Annotated in this window: 15 protein-coding genes; 5 read left to right on the top strand and 10 right to left on the bottom strand. The window is 59.6% G+C overall.

Features of this window, described 5'->3' with window-relative positions; translation table 11 throughout:
* Position 1: 1 nt before the first annotated feature.
* The 7 genes from ruvB to DAAHT2_RS06175 form a co-directional block, all read right to left on the bottom strand.
* The gene (gene ruvB / locus DAAHT2_RS06145; RefSeq protein WP_013163432.1) at positions 2–1,093 is read right to left on the bottom strand and encodes a Holliday junction branch migration DNA helicase RuvB; all 1,092 of its coding nucleotides are present in this window, start codon (positions 1,091–1,093) and stop codon (positions 2–4) included.
* A 156-nt stretch (positions 1,094–1,249) separates the two neighbouring features.
* Complete coding sequence (ruvA, locus tag DAAHT2_RS06150) at positions 1,250–1,897, bottom strand: Holliday junction branch migration protein RuvA (protein WP_013163433.1); 648 nt, start codon at positions 1,895–1,897, stop codon at positions 1,250–1,252.
* Positions 1,898–1,939: 42 nt separating this feature from the next.
* Positions 1,940–2,443 carry a crossover junction endodeoxyribonuclease RuvC gene (gene ruvC / locus DAAHT2_RS06155; protein ID WP_013163434.1) on the bottom strand — a complete coding sequence of 168 codons (504 nt, stop codon included), beginning with the start codon at positions 2,441–2,443 and terminating at the stop codon, positions 1,940–1,942.
* Entirely contained in the window at positions 2,440–3,189 is a 750-nt protein-coding gene (locus DAAHT2_RS06160; RefSeq protein WP_013163435.1) for a YebC/PmpR family DNA-binding transcriptional regulator, read from the bottom strand. Before DAAHT2_RS06160 ends, ruvC begins: the two co-directional genes overlap by 4 nt.
* A 52-nt stretch (positions 3,190–3,241) precedes the next feature.
* Positions 3,242–3,835 (bottom strand): RlmE family RNA methyltransferase, encoded by a 594-nt coding sequence (locus tag DAAHT2_RS06165; protein WP_013163436.1) that lies wholly within the window; start codon positions 3,833–3,835, stop codon positions 3,242–3,244.
* A 230-nt stretch (positions 3,836–4,065) separates the two neighbouring features.
* The gene (rsmI, locus tag DAAHT2_RS06170) at positions 4,066–4,941 is read right to left on the bottom strand and encodes a 16S rRNA (cytidine(1402)-2'-O)-methyltransferase (protein ID WP_013163437.1); all 876 of its coding nucleotides are present in this window, start codon (positions 4,939–4,941) and stop codon (positions 4,066–4,068) included.
* A complete protein-coding gene (locus DAAHT2_RS06175) occupies positions 4,934–5,803 on the bottom strand; it encodes a sensor histidine kinase (protein ID WP_013163438.1) in 870 nt (289 codons plus the stop codon). Before DAAHT2_RS06175 ends, rsmI begins: the two co-directional genes overlap by 8 nt.
* Positions 5,804–6,145: 342 nt before the next feature.
* On the opposite strand from DAAHT2_RS06175, the gene DAAHT2_RS06180 reads away from it, so the two are divergent.
* The 4 genes from DAAHT2_RS06180 (at position 6,146) to cmoB (ending at position 9,777) form a co-directional block, all read left to right on the top strand.
* Complete coding sequence (locus DAAHT2_RS06180; protein ID WP_013163439.1) at positions 6,146–7,345, top strand: TraB/GumN family protein; 1,200 nt, start codon at positions 6,146–6,148, stop codon at positions 7,343–7,345.
* A gap of 181 nt (positions 7,346–7,526) precedes the next feature.
* Positions 7,527–8,000, top strand: coding sequence for a ribosome assembly RNA-binding protein YhbY (gene yhbY / locus DAAHT2_RS13860; RefSeq protein WP_013163440.1), 474 nt, complete (start codon positions 7,527–7,529; stop codon positions 7,998–8,000).
* A 23-nt stretch (positions 8,001–8,023) separates the two neighbouring features.
* Positions 8,024–8,746: a carboxy-S-adenosyl-L-methionine synthase CmoA gene (gene cmoA / locus DAAHT2_RS06190; RefSeq protein WP_013163441.1), complete on the top strand. Its 723-nt coding sequence runs from the start codon at positions 8,024–8,026 to the stop codon at positions 8,744–8,746.
* 53 nt (positions 8,747–8,799) lie between these two features.
* Complete coding sequence (cmoB, locus tag DAAHT2_RS06195) at positions 8,800–9,777, top strand: tRNA 5-methoxyuridine(34)/uridine 5-oxyacetic acid(34) synthase CmoB (protein ID WP_013163442.1); 978 nt, start codon at positions 8,800–8,802, stop codon at positions 9,775–9,777.
* 10 nt (positions 9,778–9,787) lie between these two features.
* Here the strand turns inward: cmoB and DAAHT2_RS06200 are convergent, their stop codons facing one another.
* Both DAAHT2_RS06200 and DAAHT2_RS06205 read right to left on the bottom strand, forming a co-directional pair.
* Positions 9,788–11,515, bottom strand: a complete 1,728-nt coding sequence (locus tag DAAHT2_RS06200; RefSeq protein WP_013163443.1) for a Na/Pi cotransporter family protein — start codon at positions 11,513–11,515, stop codon at positions 9,788–9,790.
* Positions 11,516–11,662: 147 nt separating this feature from the next.
* Complete coding sequence (locus DAAHT2_RS06205; protein WP_013163444.1) at positions 11,663–12,286, bottom strand: ferredoxin-like domain-containing protein; 624 nt, start codon at positions 12,284–12,286, stop codon at positions 11,663–11,665.
* Between the two features lie 238 nt (positions 12,287–12,524).
* Here DAAHT2_RS06205 and DAAHT2_RS06210 point away from each other — a divergent pair, with 238 nt between their 5' ends.
* The gene (locus DAAHT2_RS06210) at positions 12,525–12,944 is read left to right on the top strand and encodes a M41 family metallopeptidase (RefSeq protein WP_013163445.1); all 420 of its coding nucleotides are present in this window, start codon (positions 12,525–12,527) and stop codon (positions 12,942–12,944) included.
* Positions 12,945–13,050: 106 nt separating this feature from the next.
* On the opposite strand, the gene speA is transcribed toward DAAHT2_RS06210, so the two are convergent.
* Positions 13,051–14,982, bottom strand: a complete 1,932-nt coding sequence (speA, locus tag DAAHT2_RS06215; RefSeq protein ID WP_013163446.1) for a biosynthetic arginine decarboxylase — start codon at positions 14,980–14,982, stop codon at positions 13,051–13,053.
* Positions 14,983–15,068 lie beyond the last annotated feature (86 nt).

A 15,068-nucleotide genomic window follows, 5' to 3' on the forward strand; every position in this document is an offset into this window, starting at 1 on the left:
CCTATTCTTCCTTGTGTTTTTGGGCCGCCTTGCGGACCGCCAGCGACGGCGCATCGGTAAACAGTTCGGGGTTTGCGGCCGGTACCGCGGCAGCCGGGCGAAAATTGCGACCGAAATGTTCATAGGCGGCCCGGGTAGCCATCCGGCCCCGGGGAGTGCGGACCAGAAAGCCGGCCTGGATCAGAAAGGGTTCATAGACATCTTCCAGGGTGTTTTTTTCTTCGCAGACCATGGTGGCCAGGGTTTCCAGCCCAATGGGCCCCCCCTGGAAGCGGTCGATCAGGGCCAGCAGAATCCGGCGGTCCATTTCATCAAAACCCAGCAGGTCCACCCCCAGCATGCTGAGGGCGGCATCGGCGATCTCGGCGGTGATCTTGCCCCGACCCTTGACCTCGGCAAAATCCCGCAGGCGGCGCAGCAGCCGGTTGGCGATCCGGGGGGTGCCCCGGGAGCGGCGACCGATCTCCAAGGCGCCGGCCTGGTCAATGGGTACTCCCAGCAACTCCGCCGACCGCTTGACGATGGCCACCAGTTCTTCCGGGGCATAAAAGTCCAGGCGCAGGGAAAGACCGAAGCGATCCCGCAGCGGCGGGGTCAGCAGGCCGGTACGGGTGGTGGCCCCCACCAGGGTGAAGCGGGGCAAAGACATCTTCACGCTGCGCGCCCCCGGCCCCTGGCCGATCACCAGGTCCAGTTCAAAATCCTCCATGGCCGGGTACAGGATCTCTTCCACCACATGGTTAAGGCGGTGAATTTCATCGATGAACAGCACATCCCCTTCCTGGAGACTGGTGAGAATGGCGGCCAGATCACCGGCCCGCTCAATGACCGGCCCGGAAGTAACCCGGATGCCGGCTCCCATCTCATTGGCGATCACGTAGGCCAAGGTGGTCTTGCCCAGGCCGGGAAAACCGTGAAAAAGGGTATGATCCAGGGCCTCCCCCCGGCCTTTGGCGGCGGCAATGGCGATCTCCAGGTTCTCCTTGACCTGCTCCTGGCCAATATACTGGTTCAGCAGCTTGGGCCGCAGGGCCACCTCGCAAAGATCCCCGGTAACCGCATCGGGGCTGACAACTCGCTCTTCCTGATTCATATTAACCGCTCACCAAGAGCAAATGACTTAACCAGACAACGGGCTGTAAACGTTCAGCGGTGCCGCAGGTTGCGGCAAGCGAACCGGCGCCGCGTACCTCAGGTACGCAAGCCGGGTCGATCGCCGCAAGATGCGGTGCTGCTGGACGTTTACGATTCATGCCAAGGACCTCAAGGCTTGCCGCAACAACTCTTCCACCGGCAGTTCAAGGGAGACATCGGCAGCCGACCGCAGACCCTCCAGCGCCGCCCGGGCCTGGGAAGCCGGGTAGCCGAGGTTAAGAAGGGCGGAATAGGCGTCCTGAAAGGAAGGTTCATTGAAGTCGGCGGCGGCCGCCGAGGAGGGAGAAAGCGCGGCACCCGGCCCGACGACGGTACCAGCATCGGTGGTGGCCGTGGGAAAGAATTCCATTTTGTCGCCCAATTCCAGGCACAGTCGTTCGGCGGTTTTTTTCCCCACCCCGGGCAATTTTTTCAGAAAAACAATATCGCCGGCGATGATCGCCCGGCTCAGGGCAGCGGGCTCGGCGGCGGCGAGAATATTCATGGCCAACCGCGGCCCCACCCCGGAAACCCCCAACAGCAGCTGAAACATTCTCTTCTCGCGACTATCGGGAAAGCCGTAAAGATTGAAGGAGTCCTCCCGGACCACGGTCTGAATATACAAAAAAAGCTCTTCGCCGACGGCCGGCAGGCGATCATGGCGGGAGGCGGGCAGAAAAACCTCATACCCTACGCCGCCCACCTGGAGCACCAGACTGTCCGGCCCTTTATGGGCCAGTTTTCCCTGCAAAGAAGCAATCACTTATTCATCTCGCTTAAATTAACCCCATTTACCACTTGCAGCTTAACCGGCCGTAAAGGTTAACCAGTCGCTGCGATGGTTGGCACCGCAGATCGCCACGGCCAGGGCATCGGCGGCATCTTCCGATGGGCTGGCCGACAGGTTCAGCAGGGATCGCACCATCCGCTGCACCTGTTCCTTGCTGGCCCGCCCGTAACCGGCCACCGCCTGTTTGACCACCAGGGGGGTAAACTCCGCCAGCGGCAGGTTATGCTGCATGGCGGCCAGCAGAATCACTCCCCGGGCATGGCCAAGTTTCAAAGCCGCTTTGGGGTTGCCGGCTACAAACACCTCCTCCACCGCCATTCTGTGGGGCCGATGCAGGCTGATCACCTCACCCAGACCCTGGTGTATCCGGAGGATCCTGGCCGCCAGGGAACCGTAGCGCGCCACCCGCAGCACCCCGCAAGTGATGAAACGCAACCTGGGACCATCCTGCTCGATAATTCCGTAGCCGGTGATTCGCGAACCGGGGTCCACCCCTAAAATTCGTTCGCCTCCGCTCAGGAGATGGCCTCCATCACTGCATCGGGAATGTCGAAGTTGGCATGCACATGCTGAACATCATCGTTATCTTCCAGGCTGTCCAGCAACTTCATAAGTTGCCGGGCGGTTTGTTCATCGCCGACCTCCACGGTATTTTTGGGAATCATGGCAATGGAGGCCTCGAGAAAAGCAATCCCTTTGGCCTGCAGGGCCTCGCTCACCGCGGCAAAGTCGTCGGGTTCGGTGAGCACCTGGAAGGTGCTTTCTTCCACCACCACATCTTCGGCCCCGGCCTCAAGGGCGGCCTCCATCAGTTCATCTTCCGAAGTCGCCTCCCGCTCCACCAGGATCTGGCCCTTGCGGTCGAACATCCAGGAAACACAGTTGCTCTCTCCCAGGTTGCCGCCGGCCTTGCTGAACATAAAACGAACGTCGGCCACGGTGCGCACCCGGTTATCGGTCATGCACTCCACCATCACCGCCACGCCGCCGGGACCGTAGCCTTCATAGGTGATCTCCTCGTAGGCGACCCCTTCCAGCTCACCGGTACCCTTCTTGATGGCCCGCTCGATATTATCCTTGGGCATGTTTTCCGCCTTGGCGGCGGCCACGGCGGTCCGCAGGCGGGGGTTGCCGTCGATGTCGCCGCCGCCCAGCCGGGCGGCCACCATGATTTCCTTGATCAGCCGGGTGAAGATCTTGCCCCGCTTGGCGTCCATCGCCCCCTTGCGGTGCTTGATGTTGGCCCATTTGGAATGTCCTGCCATATGCTCCTCTTAGCTCATGTTATTTTGTATATATGTATAGTGAGACCTGGTTTCACCCTTTATAGTCCATGGCCAGCAAGAAAACTTCCCGGCTTTCAGTACGTGAACTTTTGGGCTTGAACACCTTGACCTTGCCAAATGATCGGCGGACGTCGGCTACCAGTTCCTGGAAATCTTCGCCCTCAAAGACCTTGCAGTAGAGATGGCCGCCAGGCTGCAGCCAATTTGCCGCCAGTTCCAGCACCGTGCGGGCCAGGCGCAGAGATTGCTGCTGATCGGCCCAGCGATTGCCGGTGGTGCGAGGAGCCATGTCGCTGATCAGCACCCGGTAACGGGAGCAGATCCCCCGCACCTTTTCCTGCACCGACTCCCTGGTAATATCACCCAGCACAAAATGGAAGGGGGCCCCGCCCCGGGTCTTGATGGGACCGGCGGTGATATCCACCCCCACCACCAGCCCCTGGCGTCCTACCACCCGGGCGGCGTAGATGGACCAACTGCCCGGTTGGCACCCCAGATCCAACACCTTGTCGCCGGGCCGCAGCAGCTTGAATTTTTGCTGGGCCTCTTCCAGCTTATACACCGAACGAGCGGGGTACCCCTCTTTACGGGCCTTGCGAAAATAAAAATCCTGAACCTGTTTCATGGCCAAAAATGCCCTGCCCCGACGACCGTTACCTGTTATAAAAAGGCTTTAATTTAGTCGGAAAACCGCTGCTTGACAAGCATAAAGCCCAAGCCGAACAATGGTAAGCGAACAGCCGCACCGCATCTTCGGGCGATCAGCCAGGCTTACGTACAGAGGGTACGCTGCGCCTGGCTGCTTGCCCGAACCTGCGGCACGGCTGTTCGCTTACGGCCCGTGAGACCGGCAGCTTAGGACCCCTGGTGAACGGTTGTCCAGAGTTCAAGCAGGCGGCGGTATACTTGGCTGCGGGGCAGGTCCAGGTCGATGGCCATTTGCCGGGCCGCGTCTTTCAAAGATAGACCGGCCTGGTCCCGGTACCAGGCCGCCAGTTGGGCAAAATCTTCCCCGGAGGGCCGCTCCGCCGCCAACGCCGCCGGCTCGGCCCCGGCCAGCAGCACCACAAATTCACCCTTGATAGCCGGGCGTTTTTGCAGCCGGGCCAGCAATGCCCCCAACTCACCCACCAACACCTCTTCATGGATCTTGGTCAACTCCCGAGCCAGCACCACCCGGCGCTCACCCAGGACCGCCAGGACATCGGCCAGGCTTTTAAGCAGGCGGTGGGGGGATTCGTAAAAAACAAGCGGGTGCGGTTCCGTTGCCAGGCTTTGCAGCAGTTTGCGCCTCTCTCCACTGCGCCCCGGCAGAAACCCCAGAAAAAGGTGACTTGCCCCAGTCTGGCCCGCCACACTCAAAAAGGCCGCCAGGGCCGAGGCGCCGGGCAACGGCACCACCGGCAGGCCGGCCTCCCGTACCCGGTTGACCAGGCGCGCGCCGGGGTCGGCAATCCCCGGGGTGCCGGCGTCGGAAACCAAGGCCACCATCTGGCCGCTCAGCAACTTGGCCATGATCTCCTCGCCCCGCCGGGCCTCGTTTTCCCGGTAATAGCTAAGACAGGGGGTTTTAAGGGCGAAGTGATTAAGCAGCTTTCTGGTGCGCCGGGTATCTTCGGCGGCAATCAGGTCAACCTCGCCCAGAACACGCAGGGCCCGCAGGGTGATATCTTCGAGGTTACCGATGGGGGTTGCCACTACATATAGGGTGCCGCCGGTGGTCTCAGGCATCTCTACCGCCGTCACCAGCGGCCGTTAAACGACCGGCATCCGTTGCGGCAAAGGGCAGGCGAAGCTTGAAAGCGCCGCCGGGGCCGTCCAGGCAAAGCAACTCACCGCCACAGCCCCGCACCAACTTGCGCGCCAGGTACAAGCCAAGCCCCTGGTGATTGCTGCGGGTGGTAAAGAAAGGGGCAAAAATTTGGTCGCGCTGCTCCCCAGGGACTCCCGGGCCGCTGTCCCGAACCACCAGCTCCACCATTTCTCCATCAGTCAAGGTAAGGATCACCAGCGATGCCCGCTCACCCTCACGCACCGCCTCCAGGGCATTTTTCAGCAGGATATGCACCACTTCATGCACCACCACCAGGTCACCGACCAGGGCGGGCAGCTCGGGGGCCAGTTCAAGCTTGCGCTCCAGCTTGTGCTTATAAAAAGTGTCGGCGCAAAGAAATTCGTCTTCGCAGCGCACCACGTCATTGAGATTCCAGCCTCGAGGCTGCGGCCCTTCGGCGGGCAAAGCGGGCATGGTCAAGGCCCGGCGCAAAATCTCCGCTCCCTGCCCGATCCTCTCTTTGAACTGGGTCAGGCCCTTTTGCTGTTCCTCCAGCACCACCGCCAACTCACCCAGGGGTCCGGCCGCCTGAGCCGGGGTTTCGGCTGCTTTTACCTGGGCCAGTAAGTCGGCCGCCCTTTCCAGGGCGAGACGGGACACATCACCATAAAATGAGGCCACCTGCATCACCCCGTTAAGGTTGTGAGTAATCCCCCGGAACAAACGCCCCACGGCGGCATCATAAGACCTGGCCAGATAGGCCTTCTCCCAGCAACGAAGCAACTCGTCGGCGGTTGAATTCTCAACTTGCGCAACCATAAAAAGAGGACCTCCTTGCCAATGGTTTCGACGGCCCATCATTTTCCTCAATGGCCGCCCATGGGGGGTGTCAACGGGGATTGTCCAGGGGCCACCAGCCGTCCTTTTCAAAGGGCTGCCAGCGCGGGGCCCGGACAAAGGGACAGGCCGCACCGGCAAACCGGCACGTCCGTACTGCCAGCATAGCGGGAAAGCGTAAACTTGACAAGGTAAGCTAATAACCCTGGTGAACGGTTACTTGACAAGAAGCCGCAGTGATTGGCTGAAAATAGATTGCCCCCGGCAGCGATTTTCGGTAAAAGGGCATGGTCCTTAATCCATCCACCAAGGCAGGAAAAGCACGTGTCGACCCCCCCGAACACCACCCCCGAGAGCCACCTGCACCAGGACGTGCACCTGGTCAGCCTGGCCGGCCGGCAGATTTTTCTGATCGGCACCGCCCATGTCTCTCAAGAATCCGCCGACCTGGTTCACCAGGTCATAGACGAGTTGCGCCCTGATGCGGTCTGCCTGGAACTGGACGAAAAGCGCTATCAATCTTTGGCCCACCGCAAAAAATGGGAACTGCTGGACCTCAAGGAAATTATGCGGCGCCGCCAGTTGGCCACCCTGTTGATCAACCTGCTGCTGGCCTCTTACCAGAAGAAGCTGGGCGACAAGCTGGGGGTGCAGCCGGGCAGCGAGTTGCTAAACGCCGCCCGCCAGGCGGAAGAGCTTAATATCCCCGTAGCGCTTTGCGACCGGGACGTCCGGATCACCATGCGCCGGGCCTGGCGGGCCACTCCCTGGTATCGCAAGATGATGCTGCTGGCCACCCTGCTGGCCGGCATGTTCGACCGCAGCGAAATCAGCGAGGCCGATCTGCGGGAGTTGCGCAACACCGACCTGCTCTCCGAGCTGATGGCCCAGCTGGGCCGGGAGCTGCCGGAGCTCAAAGAGGTGCTCATCGACGAGCGCGACACCTATCTGGCGGAAAAAATCAAGGCCACCAGCGGAGACAAGCTGGTGGCGGTGGTCGGGGCCGGCCATGTGGCCGGCTTGAAAAAAGCCCTCGCCCAGGACCGGCAGGAGCAAATGGCGACCATCAGCCGGATTCCGCCGGCCGCCAAAACCTGGAAAGCCCTGGCCTGGGCGGTACCGGCAATAATCTTGAGTGCACTGGCCTATATTGCCATCAGCAAGGGTATGGCCGTGGCCGGCCAGAATCTGATTTACTGGATTTTAGCCAACGGCATTCCCGCCGCCATCGGCGCGGCTTTGGCTCTGGCCCATCCCCTGACCATTGCCGGGGCCTTTGTCGCCGCGCCGGTAACCAGCCTGACCCCGGTGATCGGGGCCGGTTACGTCACCGCCTTTCTCCAGGCCAATTTTCGCCCCCCCCTGGTGGTGGAATTTGAGCGCGTCCTGGATGACATGAACAGCCTGGGGGGCTGGTGGCGCAATCGCCTGCTGCGTATTTTTCTGGCCTTCATCCTGCCGGCCATCGGCAGCATGATCGGCACATGGGTCGGCGGCTACGAGATCCTTTCCAACGTTTTTTAGTAAACGTTCAGCCGCACCGCATCTTCGGGCGATCAGCCAGGCTTACGTACAGGGGTACGCGGCGCCTGGCTGCTTGCCCGAACCTGCGGCACGGCTGAACGTTTACGGCTCGTTAAACCGCCAGGTTAGTACCCTTGGTGAAAGCTTATTTTTTTAACCAACGACTACGGGAACCAGTCAGATGCCAGAACATGAAAATCTTTACCTGCGCGGCTCCCTGGCCCGCGAACTGCGGGCCCAGGGCCATCACCTCAACCCCACGGTGATGGTTGGCCGGGAAGGTCTTACGGCGGCGGTGCTGGCCGCCCTGGAGGCGGTGTTGACCGCGCACGAACTGGTGAAAATCAAAATTCAGGAAGGCTGCCCGGAGGACAAAACCACCGTGGCCCAACAGCTGGCCGCCGACAGCAACAGCCGGATCGTCCAGATTATCGGCGGCACCATTCTGCTTTACCGCCGGCTACCGCCGGCCAAGCGTCACTCGGACGGCCCCCGCTGCGACCCCGGCCAGGGCGAATGCCCCAAAGGCAGCCGCCGGGGCCACCGGCGCGGGGGCAAAACGGCTGGCCCCGCCGGCAGCGGCAGCCCCAAGAGCGGGACAATCCGCTCGCTGTCCCGGCGGCGCAAAGCTTCCGGGCGAGGTAAAACCCGCTGAACCAACCGAGCTGAACAGGTCCCATGCCTAAAGATCAACTGTTCAACCACGGCAAGGTCGCCAGCGACTTCCGGTTCACCGCCGAGGTGGCCGAGGTCTTCGACGACATGCTGCGCCGTTCGATCCCCAATTACGAGCAGGTCATTGAAATGAACGCCCTGCTGCTGGAGTGTTTTTTGCGGCCCGGCGACCGGCTATACGACCTGGGCTGCTCCACCGGCAACACCTTGCTGCACCTGGCCCGGCGCCTGCAGATCCCGGAGCTGCGCCTGATCGGGGTGGACAACTCAGCGGCAATGCTGGACAAGGCCCGGCGCAAGGCGGCCGGTTACGCCCCCGGCGAGGCCATCGAGTTTGTCGAGGGCGACATCGGCGACTTTAACGGCCAAAACGCCGGGGCGATCATTCTCAACTACACCATGCAATTCATCCGCCCCTTGCAGCGGCCGGACTTTGCCGCCACCCTGTACCGGGCCCTGCGCCCGGGCGGCATCCTGATTATGAGTGAGAAGATCATCTCCCACGACCCGGAACTAAACCGCCATTTCATCGATTTTTATTTCGACTTCAAGCGTTCCCGGGGCTACTCGGAAATCGAGATCAGCAAAAAAAGGGAGGCCCTGGAAAACGTGCTCATTCCCTTCTCTCTGGCAGAAAACCGCCAGTTGCTGGAACAGGCCGGCTTTAAGCGGGTGGAGAGCGTTTTTCAATGGTTCAACTTCGCTTCCCTGGTGGCGGTTAAGTAGCAAGCGCTCGTAAGCGTTCAGCCACGCAGTATCGACAAGTTTACAGGTTGCAAATGGATATAAAAGCGGCGGATTATCTGGATCTGATGCCCAAGGCGGATGACGGGGCGGTGCGACGGTGGCGGGCCGACCACGAAAAACGCCTGGCCCGCCCCAAAAAAGGATTTCTGCGCTTCCAGGAGCCCTGGCGGCAAATTTGCACCCTGCCGCCGGCGGAGAGTTGCGATTTCAGCGGCGATGCGGTGCGCATCGGCCGATGCGGGGAACTTAACCACACGCAATACGACTTGCTGCACGAGTCATTACGGCGCTTCATGCCCTGGCGCAAGGGGCCTTTTTCCCTCTTCGGACTGGAGATTGACGCCGAGTGGCAAAGCTTTCGCAAATGGGACCGGTTACTGCCCGGCCTGCCGGAGCTGGAAAACCGGATGGTGGCCGATATCGGCTGCAACAACGGCTATTACATGTTCCGCCTGCTGCCCCGCCGACCAGCCGCGGTGGTCGGCTTTGAGCCCGTGCTGCAGCATTATTACTGCTTCAAAAGCCTGCAGCACCTGGCCGGCCAGGCTGCCAAACCACTGTTTATCGAGCCCATGGGGGTGGAACAGATCGGGCTGTACCCCGCCTCTTTCGACGTGATTTTTCTAATGGGGGTGATCTATCACCGGCGTGACCCGCTGACCATGCTGCAACAACTGCATGCGGCCCTGCGCCCCGGCGGCACGCTGGTCCTGGAGTCCCAGGCCATTCCGGGAACCGACAGCCTGGCCCTGTTCCCCGAGCGCACCTACGCCAAAGCCCCGGGGGTATACTTTGTTCCCACCGCCGCCTGCCTGCACAACTGGCTCAGCCGCGCCGGCTTCAAAACAGTACACCTGCTCAGCCAGGTGCCCACCAGCCCCGAAGAACAGCGCCGCACCGAATGGATGACCTTCGAATCGTACAGCGACTTCCTCGACCCGGAAAATCCGGCCCGAACCATCGAGGGCTACCCCGCCCCCGACCGGGTCATTTTCATCGCCAAAATCTAAAAAAACTACCTTAAATACTGCTTACGGTTTGCATTTTGCCGCCGGCCAGCGACTCGTTGACGTTGATGATATGATCGCCCACCTTTTCCAGGCGATTGAGCAGGTCAAGGTACATCACCCCGATGCGGGGCGAATAGACCCCCTGCTCCAGGCGGCCGTAATGGCGGTTGCGCAGACAATCACGCAGGTTGTTGATCCCCTTTTCCAGCTCGACGGCTTTTTGCATGTTCACCCGCACCGTGGTGTCCCGCAGGTTCTGGGTCATGAAAACCAGGGCCTCGTGCACCGCCCGCAGCATCTCGTGAAGCTCGTCCATCACGTCCTCGGGCACATCCAGGCCGTCTTCCAGGATACGCTCATAGGTTCTGGACATCTCGTAATAGATATCACCCATCCGCTCCAGATCATGGAGCATGTTCTGCATGTGCCGGATCTGGTTTAACGAGGCCAGGGAAAGCGAGGCGTTCTCCTGGATCTGCACCAGATACTCGGCAATCTCCAGCTCCAGCTGATCGGTAATCTGTTCCCGTTTTTCGATCTTTTCCAGAAACCCCTTTTGCTTCTGCCTGTCTTTGAGCAGCAGGCCGGTAAAGGAAAAATGCATCTTGACGATGAGGGCGGCAAACTGCTGAATCTCGCGCTGGGCCTGCTCCAGCGACAGCTCGGCCGACGACATCAGGCCGGTGTGGATATAGCGCAACCGAAATCCTTCCCGCTCGCCTGCCTTTTCCGGCTGAATATACTCCACCAGCCGCACCAGCATGGGCACCAGGGCAAAGAGCAGCAGCACGTTTAAGATGTTGAATGTGGTGTGAAACAGTGCCAACGCCAGGGTGGCATTGGTCCGCGCCGCCGGATCGTCACTGAGCACCGAGACCCCACTGGCGGAAACGCTCTGCATTACCCAGTCGATGCCATGCAGAAAGGGGGTGATCACCAGCAGCATCCAGCAAACCCCGATGACGTTGAAAAAAAAGTGGAAGCGCGCCGCCCGTTTGGCCTGCACATTGCCCACCAGAGCGGCGATATTGGCGGTTACCGTGGTGCCGATATTCTCCCCCAGAATCATCGCCGCGGCGATAGGGAAAGTAATCCAGCCCTGGGCCAGCATGACCAGGGTAATGGCGGTGGCGGCCGAGGAAGACTGGGTCAGCAGGGTCAGCACGGTGCCCACCACAATGAACAGCAGGGTGGAGGCAAAACCAAAATCGGCAAAGCTTTGGAGAAAGGCAAACATCTCCGGATTGGTGTCGATATCCGGCACTGAATTTTTAATAAAATCCAAGCCGATAAAGAGGATACCGAAGCCGATCATCGCCTCGGCCATATTGCGCAGTTTTTCGTTTTTTACAAAGAGAAAGGGGAAAAAGAGCCCGATCATGCTGATGGCCACGGGGGTGATCTGGAACTTGAAGCCGAAAACCGAAACCATCCAGGCAGTGACCGTGGTCCCGATATTGGCCCCCATAATCACCCCGGTGGATTCAACGAAGGTGATCAGGCCGGCATTGACAAAACCCACCACCATGACGGTGGTGGTGGTGGATGACTGGGTGATGGCGGTGGTGCCGAAACCGGTGAAGATACCCATCAACCGGTTGCGGGTCATGCCTTTTAAAATGGCCCGCAAACGGTTGCCGGCCACCTTCTGCAAGCCGTCGCTGAAGACCTTCATCCCGAAGATGAAAACCCCCAGCGAGCCGGCCAACTGGAGAAAATCGAAAAAAGTATACGACATGGACCCTCGCGGGAAACTACGCCCGCCAGGAGCCGCGGCGGGTTTTTGTTGAGCTGTATCGCTTGTTGGAATTTAACCAAACACTAACAGTTGCCCGCTTTTACTATAAGACAAACGTCCAGGTCAACTGAAAACGGACAACAAATTTTATACTTCCGGGAAAGGGAAGTCGGGTTCGTCCAGCAGACGGGCCAGCCGCTGCTTTTTGGGGGTCTTGGCGTCGTGGTAAGCCAGCAGGGTTTCCACCGTCTTAATTACCTGATCGGCATCGGCCGCCCTGGCAATCCGGCGACCGACCAAGGGATTGGGGCCGCCCTTGCCGCCGGCATAAATATCGTACCCTTGCTTGGTGCCCATGATCCCGATATCGGTGGTCTTAACCCCGGAACAGCAGAAAGGACACCCGGAAATGGCGATTTTGATTTTCGGCTTAAACGGCCCGCGATCCTGAAAATGAGCCAGCAACCGGCGGGAAAGTTCCTCGGGCTCCTGAACCCCGGCAGTGCAATCCCGCTTGCCGATACAAACCCTGGGAACAGGAAATTTGCCCGGACCCTTGAACTCTACCCCCAGCGGTGCCAGCTCGGCTTTGGCTTCGGCCAGCTGTTCTTCACTCAAACCCATCAGCCGCAAATTCTGCAAGGTGGAGAGATAAACCTCCAGCCCGTAGCGCTGGGCCAGCTCATAGGCCTTGGCCATCACCGGCAGCGGCAGGCGACCGGCCGGCAGCAGAATGGTAAGTCGGTTTTGTTTACTGGCATCATTGTTCATTGGGGCACCTCATCAGCTTTAAATATGGATAATTTCAAAACTAAACAACCTTAAACCGAAGCTAAGCAAGCTGGCACATCCGCCGCCGGCGTTATATGCCTAAGAGCGAGGGAAAAATCAAGAAAACCATTATTTTTGCTTTCTCTTTCAACGCATTTCCAGTATCTATTTCAAGAGTAGACAAGGTCGTAGAACTTTCTGCGGCACGAACCTCAAAAGAGACAAGACAGGAAAAACAATGGGTAGCCAGACCAGACCATTCAACGATAAAACCGCCGGCGCCATCGATCGCAAGCGGGAGCGGGAACGGCAGCAAATGTTGCAGAACCTCTATCGCCACGCCCCGGAGTTGGCCACCAAGTTGGTGCAGCGCCTGTTGGACAAACACATCATCGAAACCAACTCCGCCGAGGCCATTCGCGAGGTCTTCACCAACCTCTTTCAGCGGCTGCCGGACATGGAGGACTTCGACATCCAGTACAAAACCGCCCCCCTGCGAGGCCTGATCAGCAACCCCAACTTCATCAGCCTTTACGTTACCCAATATATCGCCGAGGATCTGCTGGAGCACGACAAAATCCAGGATGTCTACGGCGAGGACCGGGATATCTACCAGGCGGTTGACTCGGTTCTGGGCGCCCTGCGCCCCCCCTCATAAACCGCAAACAACCAGCAGCGCCACACCTTCGGGCAAGCAGCCAGGCTTGCGTACTGGTGTACACGGCGCCCGACTGCTGTAACCGTTCAGCATATCAGCATTTTGTTCACTCCAGCCTTAAATAGGTGTAACCTTTCAGGTTGCGGTTGTATTCGTTGAGCAACCGCATGGCCTCGTTGGGGCGCAGCCGGTCTTCGCGGATGGCCCGGTCGAACTGGCGCTTGAGCTTGCGCCCCAGGTCCTCTTCACTGTACTGCACCAGGGCCAGCACCTTTTCCATGGTGGTGCCGGGAATGGTTTCCTCGATATAGTAGCCGTTTTCCTCGTCCTCATCCAGGTAAACATGCGCCTCGTTGACCCGGCCGAAAAGGTTGTGCAGATCCCCCATGATATCCTGGTAGGCCCCGGTGAGGAAAATTCCCAGGTAATAGGGCTTGCCGTTGAGTTCGTGGAGCGGCAGGGTGGCCACGCCGTCTTCATAGAGGTTGATGAAGCGGGAAACCACCCCATCGGAGTCGCAGGTGATATCGGCCAGCGTCCCGCGCCGCTGGGGCTCTTCATCAAGGCGGTGGAGGGGCATGATCGGGAACAACTGGCCAAACCCCCAGTGGTCCAGCAATGACTGGAACACGCTGAAGTTGCACAGGTACTGATCGCTGTATTTGCTCTCCAACTCGACGATCTCATCGGGCACGAACTCCGCGCCGCGGAAAAATTTCAGTACCTCCACCCCCACCAGCCAGAAGATCCGCTCCACTTCGGCCTTAACCTCCAAATCCAGCATCCCCAGTTCGAAGCGGGTCTGGGCCTCGCTCTTGTAATGCTGGGCATCGTGGTAAGCCTCCAGCGGATTGTTTTCACTGATATTCTGGTAGGCGTACCAGGCGTCGTCAATCAGTTTATGCTCGATGGTGGGAGCCACCGCCTCCTCTTCCACCTGGGCCTTCTTGATATTGCCGAAGGTTTCCACCACCAGCAGGGAATGATGGGCCACCAGGGCCCGCCCCGATTCGCTGATCACCACCGGATGGGCTACCTCCTCGGCGTCGCAGACATCCATGATGTTGTAGATCACATCCCGGGCGTACTCGTTGAGGGAATAGTTGATGGAAGAGTGAAAGGTGGTGCGGCTGCCGTCGTAATCCACCCCCAGGCCGCCACCCACATCGAGGTACTCCAGCCCCGGGTGAGCCAGCTTGCTGAGCTTGGCATAAAACATCGCCCCTTCCCTCACCGCCTTTTTGATGGTCAGGATATCGGGCACCTGGGAGCCGATATGGAAGTGGACCAGCTTGAGGCAATGGGCCATATTGGCCTCCTGGAGCAGTCGCGAGGCCCGCATGATGTCGATGGTGGAGAGCCCGAACTTGGCGTTCTCGCCGCCGCTCTCGGCCCACTTCCCCTTGCCGCCGCTCATCAGCCGCACCCGGAAACCGATCAGCGGCTCCACCTTCATCTTGTTGACCATGGCGATGATCTGGCGGATCTCTTCCACCTTTTCCACCACCAGGATCACCTTCTTGCCCAGTTTGCGGCCGATCAGGGCCACCCGGACATAATCCTCATCCTTGTAGCCGTTGCAGACGATCAAACTGTCGGGGTCTTCATGCAGGGCCAGGGCGGCGTGCAGCTCGGGCTTGGAGCCCACCTCCAGGCCATGGTGATAATCGTGGCCGGCATCCAGGATCTCTTCCACCACCTCCCGCAGCTGGTTGACCTTGACCGGATAAACCCCCCGGTACTGGTTACGGTACTCGGCTTCGGCGATGGCCTCGGAAAAGGCCCGGTTGATACGGGCCACCCGGTTGCGCAGCAGGTCGTGGAAGCGGATCAGCATGGGGAAGTGCAGCCCCTGCTCGCGGGCCTCCTTGGCCACCTCGAGTATAGGAATACTGATTCCCTCTTCCTTCAGCGGGGCAACAGTCACCACCCCCTGTTCGTTGATATCAAAATAGCGCAAACCCCAGCGATTAACCCCGTACAGCTCCCGGGCCTGGGCAATATCCCACTGCTCTTCCGACGGTTTCTCGGTGCTCATCTCCTACACTCCCGGAAAAATTGCAAAACCATCACCATAACGTATTGTCCCGAAAATTCAATATTTCAATAATCACCTCTTCTTTT

Source organism: Desulfurivibrio alkaliphilus AHT 2 (assembly GCF_000092205.1).
Classification (GTDB): Bacteria; Desulfobacterota; Desulfobulbia; order Desulfobulbales; family Desulfurivibrionaceae; genus Desulfurivibrio; species Desulfurivibrio alkaliphilus.